This window comes from Mesobacillus subterraneus, from assembly GCF_020524355.2.
GTDB classification, from domain to species: Bacteria; Bacillota; Bacilli; order Bacillales; family Cytobacillaceae; genus Mesobacillus; species Mesobacillus subterraneus_C.
Genome location: NZ_CP129019.1, coordinates 3329599 through 3349750, shown reverse-complemented (window position 1 = coordinate 3349750; position 20152 = coordinate 3329599). Strand labels below are relative to the sequence as shown.

Genomic DNA, 20152 nt, shown 5'->3' with positions numbered 1-20152 from the left:
GTTTAGCGGGCTTTCTCTTGTGGTATACGTCCATATAGGAGCATGGTCAATCATGGTGAATAAAAAAAAGCAACTTGAGAGCGATTACATATTTGTCTGCATGCTCCCATATCAAGAGTGGGAGGAATGAATCAGTGAAGAAGGACGAGACCAATCAATCTACGAACGAAAATTCAAAGGATCAGCAGCTTGAGCAATTCAGGTCTGGACATAATGGTGAAGCAATGACGACTAACCAGGGGCTGCGTGTATCTGAAGATGAACATTCCTTGAAAGCAGGAGCCCGTGGTCCAACATTGATGGAGGATTTCCATTTCCGTGAGAAGATGACCCATTTTGATCATGAGCGCATTCCGGAGCGTGTCGTGCATGCGAGGGGATTTGCCGCCCATGGTCATTTCCAGGTCTATGAGCCAATGGCTGAATATACGAAAGCAGGATTCCTGCAGGATCCTGCCAAAAAGACTCCCGTGTTTGTGCGATTTTCAACGGTGGCCGGTTCACGCGGATCTGGCGACACGGTTCGTGATGTCCGAGGTTTTTCGACTAAATTTTATACAGAAGAAGGTAATTATGATCTTGTTGGTAACAATATCCCTGTTTTCTTCATCCAGGATGCAATCAAATTCCCTGACTTGATTCATGCGGTAAAGCCAGAGCCGCATAATGAAATCCCCCAGGCTCAATCGGCGCATGACACGTTCTGGGATTTTATTGCGAATAATACGGAATCAGCTCATATGATCATGTGGCATATTTCAGATCGTGCAATCCCACGCAGTTTCAGGATGATGGAGGGCTTTGGCGTGCACACCTTCAGGTTCGTGAATGAACAGGGCAAGTCACGCTTCATTAAATTCCACTGGAAACCGGTACTGGGTGTCCATTCATTAGTCTGGGACGAAGCCCAGAAACTTGCCGGGAAGGATCCGGATTTCCACCGCCGGGATCTGTTCGACGCGATTGAGATGGGGAATTATCCGGAGTACGAGCTGGGCGTCCAGATGATTGACGAAGAAGATGAGTTTAAATTCGATTTCGATGTATTGGACCCTACAAAAGTCTGGCCGGAGGAGTCGGTGCCAGTCAAGATCATCGGAAAAATGACGCTTGATCAAAATGTGACCAATTACTTTGCGGAAACAGAGCAGGTGGCCTTCCACCCGGGACATGTCGTTCCAGGGATTGATTTTTCAAACGACCCGCTTCTTCAAGGGCGTTTGTTCTCTTATACTGACACGCAGCTATCCCGTCTCGGAGGCCCGAACTTCCACGAGATCCCGATCAACAGGCCGGTTTGCCCATTCCATAACAACCAGCGTGATGGTATGCACCGGATGACGGTTGACCGCGGGCAGGTCGCTTATCACAAAAATTCACTGCAAAGCAATGATCCTAAGCCTTCACCTGTAAGCGAAGGAGGATATGAACATCACCAGGAAAAAGTAGAGGGAAGAAAAGTCCAGGCACGCAGTGACAGCTTCAAGGATCACTATTCCCAGGCGACTCTATTCTGGAATAGTATGTCTGATGTGGAAAAGCAGCATATGATTGAGGCTTTCAGTTTTGAGCTTGGAAAAGTGAAGAGCAAGGATGTGCAGCAGCAGGTCGTCGAGATGCTCGGAAATATTGATACTTTCCTTGCTGAGGAAGTCGCTGCAAGCTTAGGAGTCAATAAGCCGACAAGCAAGCCAGCAGAAGTGACCATGACTTCGCCGGCATTGAGCCAGATGAATACAGCAAAACTGCCTAATACAAGGAAGGTTGCAATCCTTGCTGACAATGGTTTTAACGGGGCAGAAGTTTCCGGTTTGATGGATCTGCTGAAAAAGAGCGGCATCACGGCAGAAATAGTCAGCAAGCAGCTAGGGATGATCAAAGGCGATGATGGCACGGAACTTGAAGTCCAGCATACCCTGCTGACTGGCAGCTCTGTCCTCTTTGATGCGCTGTATGTTGCCGGCGGCCAGCAAAGCGTTGACAGCCTGAAGCAGAAAAAGGAAGCGGTCTACTTTGTTGATGAGGCTTTCAGTCATCTAAAAGCAGTTGGTGCAGGAAAAGAAGCTGCAGAATTATTGGCTGCAGCGGGCATACAACCAGAGGGTGTGCCAGGTGTCGTTATATTTGAGAGCGGCAAAGAAGTGGCGGCTCATAGCCAGAAGTTCATTGAGACCATTGCCGAACATCGCCACTGGAACCGGATGATGTAATTTCTAAGTGAGTAAAAAGAGAAACGGATATAATCTGTTTCTCTTTTTTACAAAGGAGGGGACCAAAATGAAAGTAATCGTGATTGGTGCACATAGCAGCGTCGGGGAGTTTGTTGTCAGCAAGCTGATGGAAAATGGATATACATCGTGCGCAGTCGTCAGCGATGAGAATCAAATCGACCTGATGAAAAAGCGAGGAGCTACCGAAGTTGTTCTATATGAAGAAAGCATCCTGCCGGCTTTATTCCAAGGGTATGATGCTGCTATATATCTAACTGGCATCAATCCAAAGGCGAAAACTGGCAGAACTGTAATGGTGGACCATCAATCAGTGATTGAGACTGTGAAGGAAGCAGAGAAGCAGGGCGTCAAGCGTTTTGTGATGATGAGCGCCATCACGGCCAACGAAGAAGCAGGCGATGACAGCATGGAAATTGGCGCAAAAGAGATGCCGGATGAATTGCTGAGGCAATCAAATTTGATGTATACCATTGTGCAGCCGGGAGCTTTTACAGATAAACCTGGTATTGGGAAAATATCTGCGGGTGAAACACTGGACTCGAAGGAGCTTGAAATTTCACACGAGGATATCGCGGAAGTACTGGTTATGTCGCTTGAAACCGAAGCTGCTATTAACAAGACCTTCGAGGTCGCAGAAGGAGATACAGTCATAACAAAAGCTTTATCTTCATTATAGGAAGGGGGATCCTAATGGGATTGACGGATTATCTAGTGATCGGCTTGTTTATTTTTATAGCTTTGATTATCATGGTGCCGGTCATTCTATTTATCTATTTATATATAAAAGACGACAATCAGCAGCAACATTCAATTTTAAGGAATTTTCCTGTGCTTGGAAAGGTTCGTTATTTTACAGAGCATATCGGTCCGGAGCTAAGGCAATATTTGTTTAACGCTGACAATGAAGGGAAGCCTTTTTCACGCAAAGAATACCAGGATGTCGTAAAGGCGGGTAAATATAAGGAAAGATTGATAGGATTTGGTTCATTAAAGGACTTTGTAGCAGAAGGTTTTTACATCAGAAATACGCTGTTCCCTAGATTGACTACTGAGATGAAAGTCGATAATGCAGATAAAATCAAAACAAAAGTTTATAAGATTGATGGGGAGGGCCTTTTTACAAGAAAGGAACATAGTGAGGAGAAACTGGCAGACCCGTATTATTTGCAGGATGATGATGCAGTAGTGCTGGGCGAGCAAACCTGCCGCTATCCCTTTCGTGTAAAGGGCCAGGTAGGCCAGTCTGCGATGAGCTATGGCGCCCTTGGCGAGAAAGCCATCCAGGCGATGTCCAAAGGTCTGGGACTGGCAGGTGGAACGTGGATGAATTCAGGTGAAGGCGGGCTGTCTGATCACCATCTTGCTGGAAATCCTGATATCATGATGCAAATCGGCCCCGGACATGTTTGGTGTCCGTAAACCAAACGGAGAATTCTCCTGGGAAGAGTTCAAGAAGAAAAGTGAGATGCCCCAGGTAAAAGCTTTTGAAATCAAGCTTGCCCAGGGAGCAAAAACCCGCGGAGGCCACGTAGAAGGAGAAAAGGTAACCGATGAAATCGCTAAAATACGGCTGGTTGAAGTGGGCAAGACGATCAACAGTCCGAACCGATTCTATGAGTTCAGCGATGTTCCTTCGTTGTATGATTGGGTTGAGGAGCTGCGTTCAGTTGGTGGGAAGCCGGTTGGAATCAAAATAGTCGTCGGTGATATGGATGCCCTTGAAAACATGATTTCATACATGAAAGATAGCGGGAAAGGACCCGATTTCATAACAGTTGATGGAGGCGAAGGTGGAACGGGTGCAACCTACCAGGAGCTTGCGGACACGGTTGGTCTTCCAATTAATTCAGCGCTTCCGGTAGTGGATGAAATGCTTCGCCAGTACGGAATCCGAGACAGAGTGAAGCTGATTGCATCGGGAAAGCTGATCACTCCTGATAAAATCGCCATCGCCCTGGCTATGGGAGCGGATCTTGTGAATATCGCCCGCGGCATGATGATCAGCGTCGGCTGCATCATAGCCCAGGTATGCCACTCAAATACTTGCCCGGCAGGCGTGGCGACCACAGACAAGAAGCTTCAGGATGGGCTTGTCGTAGATGAAAAAATGTACAGGGTCGCTAACTATATCATTTCATTGCGTGAAGGCTTGTACAATCTGGCAGCTGCTGCTGGCTTGGACAGCCCGACACAGTTTGAACGGAAACATATCGTCCATAAGGATGAACTTGGGCGTGTGTCGCCAGTAGAAGATTTGATTATTGCTGCGAGAAGGACGCAATTGCAAAAGAAAATATAATCGTGATGCCTGACCTTGCTCTAAGGTCAGGCATTAATTATTTTACCGTTGCAAGGCAATGATCGCTCACCCTTGATTTCATTCATTTCATCCTGATGTTCAATTGTTTTTTTCCTAGCCAGAAAAAAGCATGTTTAACAACAATTTAACATCAAGCATCGTAGGGTTATCCTTGACTGAAGTTATATATAAATTGTACGCATATAATACAGTTTTTAGGTGTTTGTAAAACTATATTTCATTGAACATGAAAATAATTTTTCTTTGCGTTTTTCTATTAGCTGCGAATTATGGAATAATGAAAACAGGTATAGTACAGGGAGGTCTTTGAATTGTGGGAAAAAAAGCTTTGATTGCAGGTTCTACTGGTTTAATTGGAAATGAACTGTTGAAGCTACTATTAAATGGCGAGGATTATGAACAGGTAGTGGCGATAGTCAGAAGACCTCTTGAAGTCAAACATTCTAAGTTGGTGGAGAAGGTCGTTGATTTTGACAGAATGGATGAGTACCATGAAATATTCGCTGTAGATGATGTGTTTTGCTGCCTTGGCACGACGATTAAGAAGGCGAAGACAAAGGAAGCAATGTGGAAAATAGATGTCGATTATCCGGTGGAGATTGCCAGATTGGCCAGTTCGCACGGAGCACATAAATTTTTACTTGTCAGCTCGATGAATGCCAATCCTGAATCCTCGATTTTCTATTCGAAAATGAAAGGGCAGCTTGAAGTAGAAATCAAAAAAATCCCTTTTGATACAACAGCAATCTTCCGACCATCTTTGTTACTGGGGGATCGGGATGAATTCAGGATGGGAGAAAGAGCGGCGGCTGCCATTTCTACGAAAGTCCCCTTCCTGTTTGCTGGACCATTAAGGAAATACAAACCCATCGAAGGCAGGACGGTAGCATCCGCCATGTATCAAGTAGCCCAAAAGGATGCAAAGGGACTGACGGTATATCCTTCTGTGGAAATCCATGATATTAGCCAGTAATCAATCAGCTCTTGTGAGGTATAGATGATGTTAAATCTTTTCATATTCTTGGTGTTATTTTTAGTGGCAGCTTATGCTGTACTGACTTACTATCCGGCTTTTGGCGGAAAGCATACTGACGAAAGAAAATCGAGATACGCAAAGTCTCCGCAATATCGAAACGGCAGTTTTGTCAATCCGATTGATACTACATGGAATACAGATTTTAGTTCAATGATTTCGATGATGAAGGACTTTATGAAAGGTAATCCAGAGGGAAGGTCGAGAGTCCCGCTTCAAATGACTTCATATGCACCTGGAACAGAAAAAGATTCAGCTGCAAAAGTAACCTGGTTTGGGCACTCAGCCTTCCTGCTTGAAATAGAAGGAAAGACTATTTTATTCGATCCGATGTTCGGAAAAGCACCGACTCCGTTCCCTGTAAGAAATCAGCGGTACAGCAGGGAACTGCCTTTTAAAATAGAAGAGCTTCCGGTTATAGATGCGGTTGTGCTTTCACACGATCATTACGACCATCTTGATTATGGTTCAATCATGAAACTTAAGGGGAAGGTAAAGAACTATATTGCCCCACTCGGAGTAGGGGCACATTTGCAGCGATGGGGGATTTCACCTGAAATCATCCAGGAGCATGACTGGTGGGATGAATTCTCCTTCGAAGGGCTTCAGCTTGCCTGTGCTCCTGCCCGCCATTTTTCTGGCAGAAGTCTTTCCGACAGGAATGCTACCCTTTGGTGCTCCTGGATCATCAATGGTCAGGATACAAAAATTTTCTACAGTGGCGATGGCGGTTACGGTCCGCATTTTAAAGAAATTGGTGAGAAATATGGTCCGTTTGATTTCACATTGATGGAGTGCGGCCAGTATGACGATCGCTGGGCAGCGCTTCATATGATGCCTGAAGAAACAGTTCAGGCACATCAGGACGTACGAGGAAAGCTGATGATGCCTGTACACTGGGGAGCTTTCACACTATCCCTTCATGCATGGCATGATCCGGTAGAAAGGGCAGTCCGGTCAGCGGAAAAAGCTGGAGTCCAGATTGCAACACCGAGAATTGGAGAGACAATGGCTTTAGATGAGGACGAGATTCCGAAGTCTGCCTGGTGGAGGCTAACAGATTCTTACTAATTTGCAAAAGCCATGTAGCTGATAACATGGCTTTTTGTTCATAAGGATTGCTTATTAATGCTTTGTCGCTGTTTAATTGACTTACTACTATTTTCGTATTCATAACGGCACGGATGTTTTTCATGAAAGATAGCCCCATAAAAAAGGCAAAACGATAAAGTCGTTTTGCCTTGATCTTTTTTTAGTTGACTGCTTCAGGTGCAGGGGTGATAGTACGCTTGCTTTTCTTGGCTTTCCTGCTGAACCAGCTTCTTTTCTCAGCACTTCTTGTAAAAATACGATATACAGCCGGGATCAGCAGCAAAGTGATCAATGTTGCAAAGCTCAGGCCAGCAATGATAGCTGTTGCCATTGGTCCTTGGTAATTGCCCGATCCTCCAGTAGCCAATGCCAGTGGCAGCATGCCGCCTACTGTTGTCAATGTTGTCATCAAAATAGGGCGGATGCGGTTTTTGCCTGCTTCTACGAGTGCTTCCTGAACAGTATAGCCTTCGTTTCGCAGCTGGTTCGTACGGTCAATCAATAAAATGGCGTTATTCAGAACAATGCCGATCAGCATGATGATGCCCATTCCGGACATAATGCTTAGTTCCTGCTGTGTCAGGAATAATCCAAGAATGACGCCGACGATTGTCATCGGAATGACGGACATGACAATCAGCGGGTGACCCAGATGGTTGAACTGGACGGTCATGACCAGGTAGACAAGGAAGATGGAAATCGCCAGGATCAGAACCATATCCTGAACCAATTCCTGCTGCTGCTCAAGATCCCCTGCAGGTGCAATGCTGTAGCCTTCAGGTACGTCATATTTGTCCATCAGCTTCTGGACTTCACGGTTGATGGTACCGAGGTCTTTTCCTTCAATGTCTGCCGAGATGGAAATATATCGTTCTCCATCTTTGTGTGAGATTTCATTCGGATTTTCAACGCTCTTCAAGGAGATGAACTCAGATAGCTTTTTCTCCCCTGAAGGAGTTGGAACGTTCAGGTCAAGCAAAGCGGATTTGGTGTTCATCTCTTCATCCCACTTTACTTTTAACGGAACGTTTTCCTCATTGATTTTCATTTCACCTACAGGCATTTGTAAAAAGGCCTGCTCGATAAATTGTTTGATCTGCGGCTGGGACAGTCCCGCTTTTTCAATTTCAGTCTCATTGAACTGGACAACTTGTTCAACGGAAGTCCTTTCAATCGAGTTTTCGACCGCGACAATTCCTTCAATTGTTTTAAGCTCTTCTATAAACCCATCAGCGATTGTGTTGAGTTCGTCAAAGCGTTCTCCTGAGATATTGACTTGAACAGGAGAACCGCCGCCTGCAGACATGGCTGCTGCAACGCTCTTCAAAGGAACCTTTTCTTCAAGACCTCTTAATGACTTGAGAATTTCTTCATTCACGTTTTTTTGTTCTCTTGTGATTTCATCGCCTTTTGTCATGTTGATGACGGTGTACAACATGCTGCCGTTATCCATTACATAGTTTGATTCAACATCTGTAATCGCGCCTAATGCTTTGTTCATTTCGGTCACGATTTCTTGTTTTTCTTCAAGGCTGAGACCTTGTTCAACGGTCACTATGAGCTCAGCATAACGGTTCATCATGTCAGGCATGATCGTCATTGGAATCTTTGTCACCAGCATCAAGGATCCGACGAGCATAAGGAAGAACAGACCGATGACAGCAAAACTGTGGCGCTTTTTCTTGATGGTCCAGGAAATCATTTTGCTGTATCCGCGAACAAGCCGGCCTTCCTTGCTGGTCCCTTCTTTCTTTTTCAGCTTCAGGAACTTCTCAGATAGAGAAGGAATCAAGGTGAAAGAAACAATGACAGAGCTAACAAGAGTGATGGTGACGACAACAGAAAGGATGATCATGAATGATCCCATCTCACCGCCAAGCAAACCGATTGGTACGAACACGACAATTGTCGTCAGCATCGAAGCCAAAACGGCTGTGGCGACTTCCTGGGTTCCTTTTATGACTGCTTCCAGACTCTTTAAACCTAGCTCCTTCTTACGGTAAATAGATTCAAGAATGACGATGGATGAATCGACCATCATTCCAATTCCAAGTCCGAGACCGATCAGCGTGAGCATATTGAAGCTGTATCCAAAAATCCACATTGAAGCGAAAGTGAGCAGCACTGATGTTGGAATCGATAGTCCGACAATCAATGTAGCACGGATATTCCTCAAGAACAGCATCAGGATAGCAACGGCAATTGCGGCACCAATCAGGATGTTGCTTGTTACGCCATCTATGGATTCCTTGACATAGTCCGCCTGGGCGACCATTTCATTCAATTCAACGCCGCTGACCAAGCCTTCTTTACGTATTTGCTTAATTTCTTCACGCACCGCTTCAGCCATCTCGATTTGAGTGGCATCGGCTACTCTGCCTACCTGGACAAAGATAAAATCCTTCGAGCCATTTTTCCAGACGAATGAGGAGTTTTCCATAGGTTGCAGTTGAACGTCAGCCACCTGTGATAATTTGATAAAACCGTTCGCTGCCGGGATTTGCAGATTCTTAACATTCTCGATCGATTCCAGCTGTGTATTCCATCTAAGGGAAGGGGAGTTTGTTTCGTTGTTTAGCTGGCCCAGGGTTGCTTCATTGTTTGCCTGCTGGATTGCGCCAATCACCTGTGCTGCATCCAGTCCATTTTTAAAAACTTCATCACGCTTCAGTTCAACTGTCACTTCTTTTTCAACGATGCCTGACAGCGAGACATCATGTACTTCAGGAAGAGCTTCGAGCCTCGGTTCCAGGATGTTCTTAGCAAAGGCAGTCATCTTCTCCATGTCAGAGCCAGAAACATCCATGAAAAAGTCATACGCCTGGCTAGTGCCGAATTGTCCGGTCATCACGTCTTTGACACCGCTCATGTCGGAGGTCGTGGAATTGACCACTGACTCGACTTCTTTGAATACTTCCTCACCACGGCCCCGTTCAATCGTAAGCTGCATGGAGCTTTTCCCGATGTTGCTGGTGGAAAGCACTTCCTCTACACCTTCAATGCCAAGGATCTTTTTTTCAAGCGGAGAAGTGATGGTTCTTTCGACTTCAATTGCCGGCATCTCCCCAGCATAGATTTCCACATAAGCACCATCCATCTTGATTGATGGAAAAAGCTCTTTATCCAGCTTTAATACTGAAAAGCTGCCAATTAATAAAACTAGTACGACCATTAAACTGACCAAGATTTTTCTTTTAACAATAAATTTCAATAAACTCATAAAATCCTCCCCATTATTATCGTAAAATAGGATTGTAAAAAATTTCTATTTTATGCACCCAAAGACAGATTATACACACTTTTATAGGAATATATAACTATTATTTTGTAAAATGATAATTACTTTTCTATAAAATCACCTGCAGCAGTAATCGTTCTCTGGATAAAAAATAAGAATCTTTTAATTCCCTTAATATATTTCCATTTTATCCCTAGATATAGAGTTCCATAATGAGCCTGAGACAGATTTTTACATAGGTCTTAAGACTGATAAGGAATAGGCAGATAAACGGAGAATAATTAATTTTTAGATTCTGGAAGCGGACGTGAATGGCGTGAACGAGGCTAGGAGGAAGATTTGAGGTATTGCAGTCAGCTAAATGTTTCCGGGATTGTCCTAATCATGATGGATGGAAGAGTTATAGAAGAAACTGAAAATGCCTCGAGGAGTGAGCTACGCACTTTCTTAGTAAATCAAGATGAGATATGAAAATAGCCTTCTAGAAGATGGTTCACTAGAAGGCAATTTTCATATCTGACTTTAAACGTCTTACTGCAACTTCTTGATATTAAAGTTATCGTCCAGCAGTGCCCAGTTTTGCGGGAACGGGTAGCCAAGCACCCAGTAGCTGACTCCACGCAGATTATATTGCTTGATCAGGTCAAACTTTGCTTGGGCACTGCGGGCGTCTTCGAACCATACTTCGTGTTCACGGCCCTGTTCATCAGTGTAACGGAAGTATGGCGATGCTGCTACAGTATCATATTGGATCGCAGCGCCATATCTGATGGCTCGGCTGACTGCTTCCTGCGGGCTGTATGTTTCTGCTTCCTGCCCCTGGACATGGGGGATGATCCAGTCTCTTGCATATAGCTGGAATCCCATCAAGATTTTATTCCTAGGGATAGCGGTAATGGCGTAATCAAGCACTCTGCGGATTTCGTTCAATGGTGAAACAGCCTGAGGCGACCCGAAACGGTAGCCCCATTCGTAGGTCATTAAAACAACAAAATCTGCTATCCTGCCGTGTGCAGGATAATCATGTGCTTCATATAATAGTCCTTTTTGATCGGCCCTGATTTTTGGCGCAAGAGAGGTTGAAACAAAATAGCCTTCTTTATGAAGGGCATCAACAGCTTCCTGAAGAAGTGTATTATAAAGTTCACGGTCAACAGGCAGGACATTCTCGAAATCAATGTTCAAACCACGGTAACCTTTTTCACGCATGACAGTAAGGATATTGTTTAGCAGTGTGTTACGATTTGCTTCACTAGCAAGAACTTCATGGGCGATATTTTCCCCAGCCTCAGTCGCTGTAAAGTTGGTGATCGACATCATTGGCAGAGCGCCTTTAGCAAGTCCTGTCTGGATAGCTTCGGTATCATCCTTCATGTAAAGAACAAGCGAACCCTCAGGCTGAATGACATACGCGAACGGAGCAATATAGGTCATTAGATCGGCTACTTCGCCGACCAGTTCAATTGCCTTTTCGTCTGAATGATAGGTGAATGCGTTTGATTCGATTGTGGGTTTCCGTTTTGGAATGACTAAAATAGTCCCTGGATACAGCAGATTCGGATTTTGGATTTGATTCGCCTTGATGATTGCCTGTATGGTTACCCCATAACGCTGGGATATTTGCCATAGAGTTTCACTGCGCTGGATCGTATGGCGGATGGCGGGTATGCGGAGGACAGTGCCAGGGTATATAAGGGCAGGGTTGGTGATAGTATTAGCCCGGATGATGGCTTCTATGGTAGTTCCGTATCGCTGGGCAATGGACCAATAATGCTTCGCCGTATCGGACAGAATGGAATACATCATAAGATGGAATAAGCAAAGCCTGGCCAACGACCAACTGGTTTGGGTTTTCCAGACCATTTATTTCGCTGATCTGTACAGCGGTTACTTCATATCTGTTTGCAATTTGCCACAGGGCTTCCCCTCTTTGGACAACATGAATGATCATAATGAACCTCCCCCAGGAAAAAGTCCTACAATATGCTATGACAAAAAAAAGGAATTATATGTTGAAGGCGGAATTATTATTCTTAGGGAATGTCTAAAAGGGAGCGTCGCGGAGGAGACTTTTGCTAGGAAGTTAAGGGGGATATGAGAATGAAATCATGGGAAGGTTCTGCTGGTGTATGCATCAATAAATATGGGGAAATATTGATGGTCCTGCAGGGGACAGAGGACGAAGAAAAACTTTGGGCAGTACCTGCAGGAGGCAAAGAAACCGGAGAGACTTTCGATCAATGCTGCATTAGGGAAGTGCTGGAGGAGACAGGGTATGAAGTGGAAATCGTCCGTCAGCTTTTTATGAAAACTGGACTCATTTCCGGAGTGAAAGTCAAGGTTCAGTACTTCGAGATAAAAGTAACCGGAGGAGATAGCCAAATTCAAGATCCTGACGGGCTGATCCATGAAATTGCCTGGAAAAAGGTCAGTGAGATGAGCGAAGCAGATTTTGGTTTCAAAGAAGATAGGGAGTTTCTGATGAAATTTTCCGTCAGCCTTCAGGCTTAAGGCGTAAAAAAACGCATGGATATCTTCTCCATGCGTTTTCATCTATCTAAACCAGTTTTTCCAGATTCACGCGCTTGTGAATCGCAAGCATGACCGGAATACCTACTGCCATTACCGTAAATTCACCTGCAGCGGTTGTCAGCCATGTGAACCAGAATGGCAATTGGAATGCCAGGTTCAGTTCAATCGCAATCAGGAACATCGTGAATGTGAAGACCAATGTGTTCACAATCATGCGGCCGATGATGCTTTTAATATATTTTGCGGTGAAAATTGTAATCAGTAGGGATATCACTGACTGGCCAACTCCAAAGACGAGGTCAAATGCGACCATTGGTGAGAAGAGCAGGTTTGTTAAAAATACACCCAAAACGATTCCAAAGAAATATTTCTTATTGAAAACAATTAAGTGGTTGAACATTTCCGATACGCGGAATTGCACATTTGTGAAGCCAAAGGGCTGGACGACGGCAGAAACGGCTATATATAAGGCAGCCAGAATCCCGTTCCGGACAATCGTTCTCGTATTCATTTTTCATCTCTCCTAGTTTTTTTACGTGGGATGGTTACGAACCACGTTATTTAAAAGCCAATTTTATATTATATAGGATAAGAGTCCTTCTCACAATATAATTTTATTAGAATAATAGTTGGAGATCCCACTATGGAACATACCTAAATACCTCAGTTTAAAATATCTTCATTTTAAAATATAATATCGCATTGTTATAATTTGATGATAAGACTAGGCTATTTTAGATAAAGGGGTTTTGCAAATGTTTAATAGAGATATCAAGAAACATTGGACTGTTCAATATGAGGAAAGAGGGATGCCGCACCTCCAGGCAGGACTGGTACTGAATCCGCAAAACTGGAGGGAGTTGGATCCTTTCATTTTAATGGCGGAGGACTGGTTTAAGCGCGGGACGTTTTCTGATCATCCTCATCGCGGTTTCCAGACAATCACCTATATCATTGACGGAAGGCTTGAGCACATCGACAATCATGGCGGTCACAGCATCCTGGAAGCTGGTGACATACAATATATGAATGCAGGAAGCGGTGCACGGCATGCAGAAGAGGCAGTGGACAATGATATAGCACATACACTGCAGCTTTGGCTGAACTTACCTAAAGAGCTGAAAGGCACAACGACTTCTTATCAAAATGTAATTTCTGAGGATGCACCTGTTGTCCAGTTTGACGGTGGAACTTTGAAGGTGTATTCAGGTGAAAGTGCTGGAGTGAAAGGGCCTCTAGAACCATTAGTGCCTTTTTCCTTATCAGAAATCCAGCTAGCAGAGGGAGCGGAATTCAGTTATGAATTGCCGGAATCTCATAACGCATTCTTATACATCCTTTCTGGTGAAATCGATGCCGGCTCAAGCCAGACAAACTTAAAAAAATCTTCCGCAGCGACTTTGACTTTTAACGACGAAGGTGAAGGCACAAGTGAACTAACGCTGAAGGCGAATAAGCGGTCTAAAGTATTGGTATATTCCGGTAAACCTATCAAAGAGGAAGTGGTCGCCTACGGACCGTTCGTGATGAATTCAATGGACGAGATTCGCCAAGCCTATCGTGATTATCAGGAAGGAAAGTTCGGCGAGGCAGCTGAATAAGGATGAATTTTCAGCTGAATTGAAAGAATTGACGGAATACGTAATGTCATGTATCATAATGGTACATTTGAATAGTTTCTCCTAAAGGGGAGTAGCTTTCACAACAGAGTCGTCAATACGGAGGTCACTCCCGGCTTTGTTGGCAACGATAGTTGTTAGCAAGACCTTTGCCATTTTGGTGAAGGTCTTTATTTGTTTCCAGACCTTCACCTGATCGGGTGAAGGTCTTTTTTGCTGGATAAGAAAGTATAAAATTTTTGTACTTAGATTAGTGTCCAGCTCCAGCGCCTAGCCCCTCGAGTCGCTTGTCTGGCTGCGGCTCCTAACTCCTTGAGACGCTAGTCCAGTGTCGCCTCCTAGAAACTCCGAAACTTCAACTCCGCCGGCAGAAGCAAAAAGCGCTTTTTTGTCGGAGTCTCCAGTTTCTGCGTTTCTGGGCAGTCGGCTATACTTTTCGGTTTCGATCCGACCAATGAAGTCAAAGAGCGACTTCACTGGTCGGCCTTCCAGCGCTTGTCTGGGCTGACCAAGGCGCTTGCGTTTTTCTTAGATAAACTGAAGGCGATGTACCCGTATTAGCGATGAAGAGATTATGATCAACGAAAGATGAGATAAGTTCCCGTAAAAGGCAAGAAAAGAATAGGGCCATAATCGACAGATTCCCATTTTCAAAGAACCAGGAAGAGTTCATATGGCACAAATAAATGTTTACGAAAAAGACTTTTTCAAGAGACATTTTCTTATCTTGAAACATAAATTTAAATATTGGAGTGTGGATGTTGTGAAGAAATTACAGATTAGTTTTGAGGAACTTGTTCAAAAGAATAAAGAAGAATTGTTAGCAGACCAAAAGCGGATCGAGATCATCGAGAAGCGGCTGGATGAGAAATACACCAATCCAAAAAAGTAAATAGACGGAGGAACAGGATGCTGCTACGGAAGTATATGTCTCTGCTAGGGGTAGGCTCCGCCCAAATCGACCTGATTTTAGAGGAGGATGTTTTTATCCCTGGTGATTCGGTAAATGGGAAGTTTTTGATCAAGGGCGGGACGGTTGACCAGGATCTCCAGCTCATTGAGTGTGCACTTGTGATGGTAAATTTGAAGACAGATGCAGAAAATGTACTGAATACTGTATCAATCGATGTACAGGTGAGGATTCAGCCAGATGGAGATGATATGGTGCCGTTCAGTTTCCTGCTGCCGCTGGATGTCCCTCCTTCAAGCAAGGATATCTCTTATCATTTCAAAACAAAGCTAGTCTTTAAACAGGGAGTTGAAAGCTGGGACGAAGACATGATTAAAGTGGTGAAGGGCTGAACTTCGGACTCTGCTTTAGCTAAAAAAGATCCCGCCTTCGGGAGCATGGTGAGAGGAGCAAGATAATGAATCGATATGAACATCTAGCAAATAGTGTTGTATATTCAATCCGAGGAACAAAAGCTGCTTTGGTTCATAAAGATCCATCACTAAAGCTGATTGGAGAGGGCAGGAGTGCTTTTGCGTTCAAAATCAAAGGTACGAGCCTGGTTTTAAAGGTTTTTTTTCCTCATTTTGATAAAGTGGCAGAAGAAGAGGCTGGGATTTATAGGGTGCTTGCTGGGAATTCGTTCTTCCCATCTCTTCATGAGTCAGGAAGCAACTATCTGGTCATGGATTATGTTCGGGGCATGACGCTATTTCAATGTTTGGTGAATGGCCTGCCAATTGCTGCGGAGCATATTGAGGATGTCGATCAAGCCCTTAAGCTTGCAAGACAAAAAGGATTAAACCCATCCGATATCCATCTGCGGAATATCATCATCACACCTGATGATGAAGTCAAGCTTATAGATGTGGCTCGATTCCGCCAGACGAAGCAATGTTCTCAGTGGGAGGACCTAAAAAGCGCTTTTAATAAATATTACAGACATGAACGCTTCCCGAAAAAAATGCCAGAGCCTGCGATGAATCTAATTGCATACTTTTATAAAAGAGGACTGTTGCCATCAATTAACTAATCTTGTGTGGCTGCAGTCCTTGTTTGTATATAATTTCCTGGTTGAAAGCTAGATGAGGAAAAAACTGATTTTTCTTTTCGGAAATCTAATTCCGTGAACGTCCATAAGTGCAAAAACTTGTCCTTCATTCTGAACCTGAGTTATGATGAATTATAAAATGTTTTTGGAAGATAATCCGTAGAATATATATTTAATTGTCATTGAACACATGGAGGAATCTACATGACCACAAAACTGCAAGCATTGGGAGAAGCAATTGTCAGCAGGAAGCACGAAATCGCCAAAGCTGTCCACGAAGACCGCTATGCCGAAGCCGATTTAACAGAAGCACAGAAGTATGACCTTCGTAAAATTGAAAAGCAAATCCTCGAGATCCGGGCAGGCTTCATTGAACTATTCGGTCAAGCATTGATTGAACATGAAGATCAAGAAAAAGGATTTGCTACAATCACCAACTGGGGTAAAGAGACTGGCGAGTATATTTATAAGCTAGGTGCATCTCTTGATGAAGCATTGAAAGATACAAGCTTTTACCGTGAGCATATTTGGAAGGCAATCAAGGAAGAAGCACAGGATATGCCTGCTTCTGCCATCTTTGCTGTTTTGGATATTATAGATCCATTGATGGACCATGCGATCTACAGCTTCAGCCTTACGTTTGTCGACGCGCACCAAAAGAGCCTTGAAAACGCGAAAACTGCATTGCTGGAACTGTCAGTACCAGTAGTTCCGTTAATGCCGGGAGTCGGGGTATTGCCACTTGTTGGGAATGTTGATACGGAAAGAGCCCAGCTGTTGATGGAAGAAACACTGGACCAAGCTGTAAAACTCAAGCTTACTCACCTTATCTTTGATGTGTCAGGAGTCATGATCGTTGATACGATGGTTGCGGACCAGTTGTTCAAGGTAATCAGCGCTCTATCACTAGTTGGGGTAAAGACTATCATGACTGGCATCCGTCCAGAGGTTGCCCATACAATGGTGACGCTTGGACTCAACCTCGAAGGTATAATGGTAAAATCAAATCTTCATCAGGCATTCAAAGAAATTCAGACACTGCAAAATGCTTAAATTTCGAAAAGCTGCCCAGGCAGCTTTTTTATTTTGCGCAAAAAAAGAGGATATACCAAAAAGGAAGAGAATTTGAAGGTAAAATATAGAAAAAGTGATGATGTTTTATGACGAAAAATAAACCAATCAAAATTCATATCATTGGTTCAGTCGGAAGCGGGAAGACGACCCTGTCCAGAAGTCTGTCAGCCAGATTCAACTTGCCGCACCATGAACTTGACAATGTTGTCTGGCAAAGAACCGATACTGGAGATATTAGGCGGAGCGAAAAGGAACGAGATGAGTATTTGAAGTCAATCGTTAAAACCGATTCGTGGATAATCGAAGGTGTCCATTACGAGTGGGTTGCGGAGAGCTTTGAAAAGGCAGATATGATCATTTTCTTGGACCTTTCCTATCGAAAAAGAAAATACAGGATCATCAAAAGATTCATTCTGCAAAAACTTGGAGTTGAAAAGGCTAATTACACTCCAACTCTAAAAATATTCAGGAAGATGTTTGTTTGGAACAGATATTTTGAAGAGAAGAGCAGACAGGAAATAATGAATATACTGCGCGGCCACCAGGATAAACTGTACATCGTAAAAGGTTCCAATGAGCTAGGGAAATTATATTTCGGAGGCGAGGGGCATGGCTGAGCTGACTATACGATCTGCTGCAGAACGCGACATTCCTCTATTATACGAGTTAATGATCCAATACATTGTTGATTTTTACAAGAAGCCAGAACCAAATGAGGAAGAATTGAAAAAGTTGATTCAACACTTGCTGGACCATCCTGAATCGGGTTTGCAGATCGTGGCTGAAATGGAAGGAGAAATCGTTGGATTCGCTACTCTGTATTACACTTTCAGCACGCTCCAGGTGAAACGGGCGGCAATTTTGAATGACTTATTCGTTTCAGTTGACGCAAGAGGCCAAAAAGCAGGAGAGCAGCTTTTTGAAAAATGCCTGGCACATATAAGGAAGAATAACTTCGCTTATATGACATGGGAAACGGCCAAGGATAATTACATTGCTCAAAGTCTATACAAAAAAATGGGCAGCGAGCAATCAGACTGGGTGGTTTACGAAATAGAATAGGTATACATTGTGGGCATTGATCAGCCTGCTTCTTCGAGTCGAATCTCGTGTATTTTACAAGCTTAACACCTATACTATAGGGGAATAACCGAATGGAGGTATACGTAATGCAGATTGAAATGTGGACTGACTTTGCTTGACCGTTCTGCTATATTGGCAAAAGGCGTCTGGATGACGCTATTAAACAGATTGATCACCATATTGAAGTGACGTATCGTTGCTTTGAGCTTGATCCAAACATGGAACGGGACATTGACTATAATATATATGACGGTTTAGCAAAGAAATATGGGATGAGTGTAGCCCAGGCGAAAGCGAGCACGGCTAATATGGTGCAAATGGCAGAAGAATCCGGTCTGGAATACAATATGGACACGCTTATTTTAACCAATACATTTGATGCTCATCGTTTGACGATGTTTGCGAAAAAGCATGGGTTAATGGCGGAAATGACCGAACGGATTTTACGTGCCTATTTTACTGAATCAAAGCACATTGGGGACCATGAAACATTGACAGAGCTTGCTGCAGAAGTCGGGCTAAAGCGTGGAGCAGTAGAGGAAATGCTTGCAAGCGATGATATGGCCGATGAAGTCCGTGCCGATGAGAGCACCGGCCAGCAGTACGGCATTACAGGTGTACCATTTTTCCTTATCAATAAAAAGTACGCCATTACCGGCGCACAGCCGACTGATGTTATCGTCCAGTCATTGAAAAAAGTCATTGCCGAGAGTGAAATCACCGTTTTGAACAATGATGACGGAATGATTTGTGATGACGATGGTTGTGAAATTCCTAATAAAAAGAACTAGTCCTCGGATTAGTTCTTTTCTATGTGATTAAATAAATTCCACGATTTCCTCAATTGGAATACGCGTTGTTGGATGCCCTGTTATAGCAGCCTTGCCTGTACAGCTTCTTTTAAAATATCTAAAATTTCTTCTTGTGAAATCTTAAAGTCAGGATCATACTTCCTGACAGAACGCCGCTCACAATTGCTTACAAAAAGTAACTACATCTTTGGAGGAATAGATGATGACCAAATCTGAGACAAACAACCAATTACTGGACGTTGAAATGATGCAAACACAATCAAAGAGATCTAGATATAAATAAAGGGTGCCCGTTTTTGTATGGGCACCCTTACTTTGCTTTTTTAGAAAGCATGTTATACCATTCTTTCGTTTCATCTGGACTTTTGCTGTTAATGAAAATCTTGTCACTGTCCGTTTCGATGTATAAATAAGGTGGTGCTTCACTGTGGATAAAAAGCAGGCTGCTTCCGTAATCTTTTACCTTGAACTGGCCCTTTGCCATCGTTGCAAGACCGAACCCGTTTTGTTTCCATGTCACTTCCGGCATTTCCTCAAGAATTTCTACATGGCGAATATCTGCGTAGTCCCACACTTCGCCATACATGCCTGTAATTTCAAAAGAATCACCATTGTCCTTCAGTTCAAAGTCCTGATATCCTGTAAAGAAAAGTCCCACTATAAAACCAATCGTTCCAATGGCGAGAAGGGAACTGAAGATATAACTCCGCTTGCGTTTCTCTTTTATTTCATATTTGGAAAGGTAAATCAGACCCCCGAGAAGGTATACCATCATGAAACCAAACTGGACTTCAAGGGAAAATTGAAAAGAAGTGAAACTTAAAGGCAGCAAAAGGACCATCCCCGCTGCAGTAGCCAGCATCAGCTTCCCAACTCTTTGTGGATAGCCATTCTTGATTAATTGCTGCTGCTCATCCTTCGGTTTGCCATTGAAATTAGAAATCAGCCAGTACCATTCCTTTTTGACGATCGCCCATCCCAAGAACAGGAACATAACAATCGTAAAAAGTTGAATCCCAATAAATAACGTCATAACGATCACCTCTATAAGAGTCCTTACCTACTTATACGAATTATCAGGAAACAAGTTTCACTGACGGACAAAAATCAGGTGAATT

At 43.7% G+C, this 20152-nt stretch carries 17 protein-coding genes, 2 pseudogenes and 1 riboswitch; of the genes and pseudogenes, 14 read left to right on the top strand and 5 right to left on the bottom strand.

All coding sequences use genetic code 11. From position 1 onward, the window contains the following. The first annotated feature begins 134 nt into the window (after positions 1-134). From LC048_RS17405 to LC048_RS17385, 5 genes and pseudogenes are all read left to right on the top strand, one after another. Positions 135-2210, top strand: coding sequence for a catalase (locus LC048_RS17405; protein WP_226601470.1), 2076 nt, complete (start codon positions 135-137; stop codon positions 2208-2210). Positions 2211-2277: 67 nt separating this feature from the next. Next, entirely contained in the window at positions 2278-2907 is a 630-nt protein-coding gene (locus tag LC048_RS17400) for an NAD(P)H-binding protein (protein ID WP_226601469.1), read from the top strand. A gap of 14 nt (positions 2908-2921) precedes the next feature. Beyond that, positions 2922-4530: pseudogene (locus LC048_RS17395) on the top strand (FMN-binding glutamate synthase family protein). 334 nt (positions 4531-4864) lie between these two features. Continuing rightward, positions 4865-5524 (top strand): oxidoreductase, encoded by a 660-nt coding sequence (locus LC048_RS17390; protein WP_226601467.1) that lies wholly within the window; start codon positions 4865-4867, stop codon positions 5522-5524. 24 nt (positions 5525-5548) lie between these two features. Continuing rightward, positions 5549-6655, top strand: a complete 1107-nt coding sequence (locus tag LC048_RS17385) for an MBL fold metallo-hydrolase (RefSeq protein ID WP_306048239.1) — start codon at positions 5549-5551, stop codon at positions 6653-6655. 181 nt (positions 6656-6836) lie between these two features. Here the strand turns inward: LC048_RS17385 and LC048_RS17380 are convergent, their stop codons facing one another. Continuing rightward, the gene (locus LC048_RS17380) at positions 6837-9896 is read right to left on the bottom strand and encodes an efflux RND transporter permease subunit (protein WP_306048237.1); all 3060 of its coding nucleotides are present in this window, start codon (positions 9894-9896) and stop codon (positions 6837-6839) included. A 549-nt stretch (positions 9897-10445) separates the two neighbouring features. Beyond that, a pseudogene (locus LC048_RS17375) lies at positions 10446-11865 on the bottom strand (LysM peptidoglycan-binding domain-containing protein). 149 nt (positions 11866-12014) lie between these two features. Here LC048_RS17375 and LC048_RS17370 point away from each other — a divergent pair. Further along, entirely contained in the window at positions 12015-12425 is a 411-nt protein-coding gene (locus LC048_RS17370) for an NUDIX hydrolase (RefSeq protein WP_226601463.1), read from the top strand. Positions 12426-12471: 46 nt separating this feature from the next. Here LC048_RS17370 and LC048_RS17365 read toward each other — a convergent pair whose 3' ends face one another. Continuing rightward, on the bottom strand, positions 12472-12957 hold the full coding sequence (locus LC048_RS17365; RefSeq protein WP_226601462.1) for a QueT transporter family protein: 486 nt from the start codon (positions 12955-12957) through the stop codon (positions 12472-12474). A gap of 6 nt (positions 12958-12963) precedes the next feature. Beyond that, positions 12964-13008, bottom strand: a riboswitch (PreQ1 riboswitch). Between the two features lie 193 nt (positions 13009-13201). Between LC048_RS17365 and LC048_RS17360 the strand changes: the two genes are divergently transcribed. Further along, positions 13202-14047 (top strand): pirin family protein, encoded by an 846-nt coding sequence (locus LC048_RS17360; protein ID WP_226601461.1) that lies wholly within the window; start codon positions 13202-13204, stop codon positions 14045-14047. A 288-nt stretch (positions 14048-14335) separates the two neighbouring features. Here the strand turns inward: LC048_RS17360 and LC048_RS17355 are convergent, their stop codons facing one another. Continuing rightward, positions 14336-14542: a hypothetical protein gene (locus tag LC048_RS17355; RefSeq protein ID WP_226601460.1), complete on the bottom strand. Its 207-nt coding sequence runs from the start codon at positions 14540-14542 to the stop codon at positions 14336-14338. Between the two features lie 196 nt (positions 14543-14738). Between LC048_RS17355 and LC048_RS25145 the strand changes: the two genes are divergently transcribed. The 7 genes from LC048_RS25145 to LC048_RS17320 all read left to right on the top strand — a co-directional run bounded on the left by LC048_RS25145 (position 14739) and on the right by LC048_RS17320 (position 19013). Continuing rightward, positions 14739-14957, top strand: coding sequence for an FbpB family small basic protein (locus LC048_RS25145; protein WP_371931926.1), 219 nt, complete (start codon positions 14739-14741; stop codon positions 14955-14957). 17 nt (positions 14958-14974) lie between these two features. Further along, on the top strand, positions 14975-15367 hold the full coding sequence (locus LC048_RS17345; protein WP_226601458.1) for a sporulation protein: 393 nt from the start codon (positions 14975-14977) through the stop codon (positions 15365-15367). Positions 15368-15432: 65 nt separating this feature from the next. Beyond that, complete coding sequence (locus LC048_RS17340) at positions 15433-16047, top strand: protein kinase family protein (protein ID WP_226601457.1); 615 nt, start codon at positions 15433-15435, stop codon at positions 16045-16047. Positions 16048-16269: 222 nt separating this feature from the next. Further along, on the top strand, positions 16270-17118 hold the full coding sequence (locus LC048_RS17335) for an STAS domain-containing protein (RefSeq protein WP_226601456.1): 849 nt from the start codon (positions 16270-16272) through the stop codon (positions 17116-17118). A gap of 107 nt (positions 17119-17225) precedes the next feature. Then, positions 17226-17756 carry an AAA family ATPase gene (locus LC048_RS17330; protein WP_226601455.1) on the top strand — a complete coding sequence of 177 codons (531 nt, stop codon included), beginning with the start codon at positions 17226-17228 and terminating at the stop codon, positions 17754-17756. Continuing rightward, a complete protein-coding gene (locus tag LC048_RS17325) occupies positions 17749-18201 on the top strand; it encodes a GNAT family N-acetyltransferase (RefSeq protein WP_226601454.1) in 453 nt (150 codons plus the stop codon). The genes LC048_RS17330 and LC048_RS17325 overlap by 8 nt, the downstream gene beginning before the upstream one ends. 152 nt (positions 18202-18353) lie before the next feature. Beyond that, a complete protein-coding gene (locus tag LC048_RS17320; protein ID WP_226601506.1) occupies positions 18354-19013 on the top strand; it encodes a DsbA family oxidoreductase in 660 nt (219 codons plus the stop codon). Between the two features lie 331 nt (positions 19014-19344). Here LC048_RS17320 and LC048_RS17315 read toward each other — a convergent pair whose 3' ends face one another. After that, entirely contained in the window at positions 19345-20067 is a 723-nt protein-coding gene (locus tag LC048_RS17315; protein ID WP_226601453.1) for a DUF3784 domain-containing protein, read from the bottom strand. Positions 20068-20152: the final 85 nt, after the last annotated feature.